This is a genomic window from Streptomyces ipomoeae 91-03, from assembly GCF_000317595.1.
Taxonomy (GTDB): Bacteria; Actinomycetota; Actinomycetes; order Streptomycetales; family Streptomycetaceae; genus Streptomyces; species Streptomyces ipomoeae.
In genome coordinates this window covers 1-4,237 of sequence record NZ_AEJC01000348.1, presented here as the reverse complement: position 1 = coordinate 4,237, position 4,237 = coordinate 1, and the positions used below count along the sequence as shown (strand labels likewise).

The window sequence follows — 4,237 nt, the reverse complement described above, 5'->3', positions numbered from 1 at the left end:
CCCAGGCCTTCAGTAGCGGGGACAGGATTTGAACCTGCGACCTCTGGGTTATGAGCCCAGCGAGCTACCGAGCTGCTCCACCCCGCGTCGTTGAAACCAGTGTACGCCATCTGCGGGATCCCGAGCACACGGTTTACGACGGCCGCCGATCACCTTCCCCTCACTCCCCGAGCAGATGCCCGTTCGGCGCCTTGGCCCGCCCCTCGTACTCCGGCAGTACGACGACGTCGACCCCCTCCGCCGAGAGGACCGCGTTGCCGACGGCGGCGTCCTGGACGAACGTGTCCGGCTCCCGCCAGGCCGTGACGACGCGCCGTACCCCGGCGTCGAGGACGAGCCGGGCGCAGGGCGCGGGACGGGAGGCGCGACGGGCGCAGGGTTCGAGGCTGCTGTAGACGGTGGCGGAGGCGAGCCGGGAGTCGGCGGGGTCGAGCTTGGCGAGGGCGGCCTCCTCGGCGTGGGCCACCAGGTCGCCGCCCTCCCGGGAGTGTCCGCGGGCCAGCTCCGTACCGTCCTCGGCGACCACGACCGCGCCCACGCTGAACGCGGTCCGCGAGGGCGGGCACTCGGCGGCCAGTTCGCAGGCCAGCGCCAGCCAGTGCCGGTCGGCGGGGGTGACCGCCGGGCCGGTGCCGGGCACGGTGGGGACGTACCGGATGAGGACGACGTCCCCGACCGGCCGGGTCTCCAGCAGACGGAGCCGGCTCCTCGGGCCACCGGGGTACGCCCCCGTCCCGAACATCCGCGGTGCCGCCGCCTCCCCCACGAACACCGGTGCGACGGCCAGCTGCAACTCGTCGGCGAGCCCCTGCTGGAGCAACTGGGTGTGTACACGACCGCCGCCCTCGACCATGAGGCGCCGGATGCCGCGTACGTCTCCGAGGTGGTCGAGGACGGCCGGCCAGGTCGGATCGGCGGGGCCGAGGGACACGACCTCGACGCGGGCGGCGGGGTCCGCGGCGAGACCGCTCTCCTTCAGCCGTTCCGCACCCTTGTCCGTCGTGTACACGACCTTCTCGCCGCCGGTGTGCCAGAACTGGGCCGCCGGGTCGAGATCGCCGGACGCGCTGACCGTGACCTTCAGCGGGTACTCCGGGAGCCCGGCGGCGACCCGGGCCGCGCGCCGCTCGGCGGAGTTGACCAGCAGCCGGGGGTTGTCGGTGCGCAGGGTGCCGGCGCCGATCAGGATGGCGTCGCTGGCCGCGCGCACCTCGTCGACCCGGTCGAAGTCGGCCGGGCCGGAGAGCAGCAGCCGCCCGGGCCCGGTGTCGTCCAGACAGCCGTCGAGGGAGACGGCGGCGGACAGCAGGACGTAGGGCTGGGGCATGGGCGCGCTCCATAGCTGCGATGGTCTTGGTTCAAGTTTTAAGCAATAACTACACTGTACGCATGACGACCCGCTGGCTCACCCCCGAGGAGCAGCGCGCCTGGCGTGCATTCATCGCCGCGAGCTCGCTCCTGGAGGACGCGCTCGACCGGCAGCTCCAGCAGGAGGCCGGCCTCCCGCACCTCTACTACTCCATCCTGGCCGCCCTCTCGGAGACGCCGGACCGCCGGATGCGGATGACCGACCTCGCCGAGCATCTGAAGATCACGCGCAGTCGGCTGACGTACGCCGTGACCCGGCTGGAGAAGGACGGCGTGCTGCGGCGCGAGGACTGCCAGTGGGACAAGCGGGGCAGCGTCGCCGTACTCACCGACGAGGGCATGGCCCTGCTGGAACGTACGGCACCGGGCCACGTCGCGACGGTCCGCAAGGCGGTCTTCGACCACCTCCGCCCCGAGCAGATCGGTCAGCTGGAGGAGATCTGCGCCGGGATCGCGGCGGCGATCCAGGGCGGCGAGGGCGAACAGCGGGTGTCGGGCGCGGACGAACTGCCGTGGCGACGGAGGTCGTGCCCGTCGTCGGGCCGGTGACGGCCTCCTCTCGCTCCTCTCGGTCGCGCCGGGAATGTGATCCATCCGAAATCTTGTTGCTTGAATTTTGAAGCAGGGGTTAGAGTCACCTGAGCGTTTTGCTTCAAATCTGAAGCAGAGTGAAGCGCGATGGATCGACCCGCACAGGACCGGAGGCCCCGTATGCCCGACTTCCCCGCCGCCACCCCGCGTGCCCGCGTCCGGGTGCCCCTGCGCTTCCACGACGGTTACGGCGTCGACGCCGAACTGGTCACCTTCCATGGCCTCGTCGACGGCCAGGAGCACGTGGCGATCGTCCTCGGCGACCCCGCGCCCGGTGCCGCCCCGCTGGTCCGGCTGCACTCCGAGTGCCTGACCGGCGACGTCTTCGGCTCGGCCCGCTGCGACTGCGGTCCGCAGCTGCGTGAGGCGGTGGAGCGGATCGCCGACCGGGGAGGGGTTCTCCTCTATCTCCGTCAGGAGGGGCGCGGCATCGGTCTGTACAACAAGCTCGACGCGTACGCCCTTCAGGACCAGGGGCTCGACACGTACGAGGCGAACGCGGCGCTCGGGCTCCCGGAGGACGGTCGTGACTACACGGCCGCCGCGCAGATGCTGGGCGCCCTCGGTGTCGGCGAGCTGGACCTGCTCTCCAACAACCCCGACAAGGCGCAGCAGTTGCGCGACCTCGGCGTCGGGGTGCGGCACCGGGTGCCGACCGGGGTCTTCACCACCGCCCACAACGTCCGCTACCTCCGGGCGAAGGTGCTGCAGACCCAGCACACGCTGCCACTGGCGGAGCTCACGGCGGGCTGACCGCCGACCTTTTCATTTCCTTCATGATCGTCACATCTGTCGTCACGATGCGTGTTCGATCGACCTCCCTCCGCATAACAACTGACGCACCGTCATGACCCTTGTTACTCCTGAGGCAAGGTCAACTCGCCCGTTTTCCGCCCCTCATGACCCGTAAGTCCAGCATGAAAGCCGGAACGATCATCCAGAACTGCTTGGAATGCGGCCCCCGCGTCTATTAACGTTCGATAACGCAGCGCGGTCGTCCCAGCCGTCACAAGAGGCGGCTCCGTGCGCACGCGCCGAATCCCGTACCGGTGTACGGGAACCGGGGAACCACCACCCTGGGGTGAATCGCGCGGAAGCCGTCGTGGCAGCACGGCCGGTTTACGCGCGTAGGAGACCTTCCTGCTCCGAACCCGTCAGCTAACCCGGTAGGCGAGAAGGAAGGAAGGAGTACGCCTACGTGGCGTCCAACCGGTCCGCGACCGAAGCCCCGTTCGTGCCCAGCCAACGCGACGGCGAGAGCCAGACCTTCGGCTTCGGCAGCTACGACAGCGACAACGAGGGCCCCTGGCAGGAGTGGAACCCCACCGCGGAATCCATTCGCCCCGTCCGCGGCCGGCACCGCGTCGCCAAGCAGCGACAGCGCGGCGGGCTCGCCCGTAGCTCCACGGTTCTCGGCGTCGGTGTCATAGCCGCCGTCGGCGGCGCCGGCATGGCCAGCGCGCAGACCGGCAAGCCCCCGGTGTCCATCTCGATGCCCGACATGCCGAACGTCGGCTCGGTCTTCGCCGACGACGCCGCCGAGGACGAGCCGCAGGGCTCCACCACCCCGCTCAGCAGCGCCGGCCTGATCGCCGCCGACACCGAGCAGGGCACCACGAACGCCGGCGAGGCACTGCGTGCCCGCATCATCCAGCAGGCCGAGTCCCAGCAGGACGCGGTCGACCTGAAGGCCGCCGAGGCCGCGCAGACCGCCGCCGCGGAGAAGGCCGCCGAGAAGGCCGCCGAGGAGAAGAAGGAAGCCGAGGCCAAGGAAGCCGCCGCGAAGAAGAAGGCGGCGGAGGAGGCCGAGAAGAAGAAGGAAGCCGAGCGCCTCGCCGAGCTCGCCAAGCAGTACGCGCTGCCGACCTCCTCGTACACCATCACCTCCACCTTCGGGCAGGCCGGCTCGTACTGGTCCTCCGGCTACCACACCGGCCTCGACTTCGCCGCCCCCACCGGCACCCTGATCAAGGCCGTGCACAGCGGCACGATCACGCAGGCGGGCTGGGACGGCTCGTACGGCTACAAGACCGTCCTCACCCTCGATGACGGCACCGAGCTCTGGTACGCCCACCAGTCCTCCATCGGCGTCAGCGTCGGTCAGAAGGTCGCCACCGGCGATGTCATCGGCCGCGTCGGCGCCACCGGCAACGTGACCGGTGCCCACCTTCACCTGGAGGTCCACCCCGGTGGCGCCGCCAGCGGCATCGACCCGGCGGCGTGGCTGCGCAGCAAGGGCCTCAGCATCTGAGGCCTTCTCCTCGGACTTTTCCGGGGT

The 4,237-nt window shown here is 70.2% G+C and carries 4 protein-coding genes, 1 tRNA gene and 1 riboswitch; of the genes, 3 read left to right on the top strand and 2 right to left on the bottom strand.

Annotated elements, in window-relative coordinates; all coding sequences use genetic code 11:
* Window positions 1-13 precede the first annotated feature (13 nt).
* A tRNA-Met gene (locus tag STRIP9103_RS22460) sits at window positions 14-87 on the bottom strand.
* Between the two features lie 73 nt (window positions 88-160).
* On the bottom strand, window positions 161-1,327 hold the full coding sequence (locus STRIP9103_RS22455; RefSeq protein ID WP_009319271.1) for a dihydrofolate reductase family protein: 1,167 nt from the start codon (window positions 1,325-1,327) through the stop codon (window positions 161-163).
* A 62-nt stretch (window positions 1,328-1,389) separates the two neighbouring features.
* Here STRIP9103_RS22455 and STRIP9103_RS22450 point away from each other — a divergent pair, with 62 nt between their 5' ends.
* From STRIP9103_RS22450 to STRIP9103_RS22440, 3 genes are all read left to right on the top strand, one after another.
* Window positions 1,390-1,917: a MarR family winged helix-turn-helix transcriptional regulator gene (locus STRIP9103_RS22450; protein WP_009319275.1), complete on the top strand. Its 528-nt coding sequence runs from the start codon at window positions 1,390-1,392 to the stop codon at window positions 1,915-1,917.
* 162 nt (window positions 1,918-2,079) lie between these two features.
* Window positions 2,080-2,712, top strand: a complete 633-nt coding sequence (locus STRIP9103_RS22445; protein WP_009319269.1) for a GTP cyclohydrolase II — start codon at window positions 2,080-2,082, stop codon at window positions 2,710-2,712.
* Between the two features lie 269 nt (window positions 2,713-2,981).
* A riboswitch (cyclic di-AMP (ydaO/yuaA leader) is annotated at window positions 2,982-3,147 on the top strand.
* 10 nt (window positions 3,148-3,157) lie between these two features.
* Window positions 3,158-4,210 carry a M23 family metallopeptidase gene (locus STRIP9103_RS22440; RefSeq protein ID WP_009319273.1) on the top strand — a complete coding sequence of 351 codons (1,053 nt, stop codon included), beginning with the start codon at window positions 3,158-3,160 and terminating at the stop codon, window positions 4,208-4,210.
* Window positions 4,211-4,237: the final 27 nt, after the last annotated feature.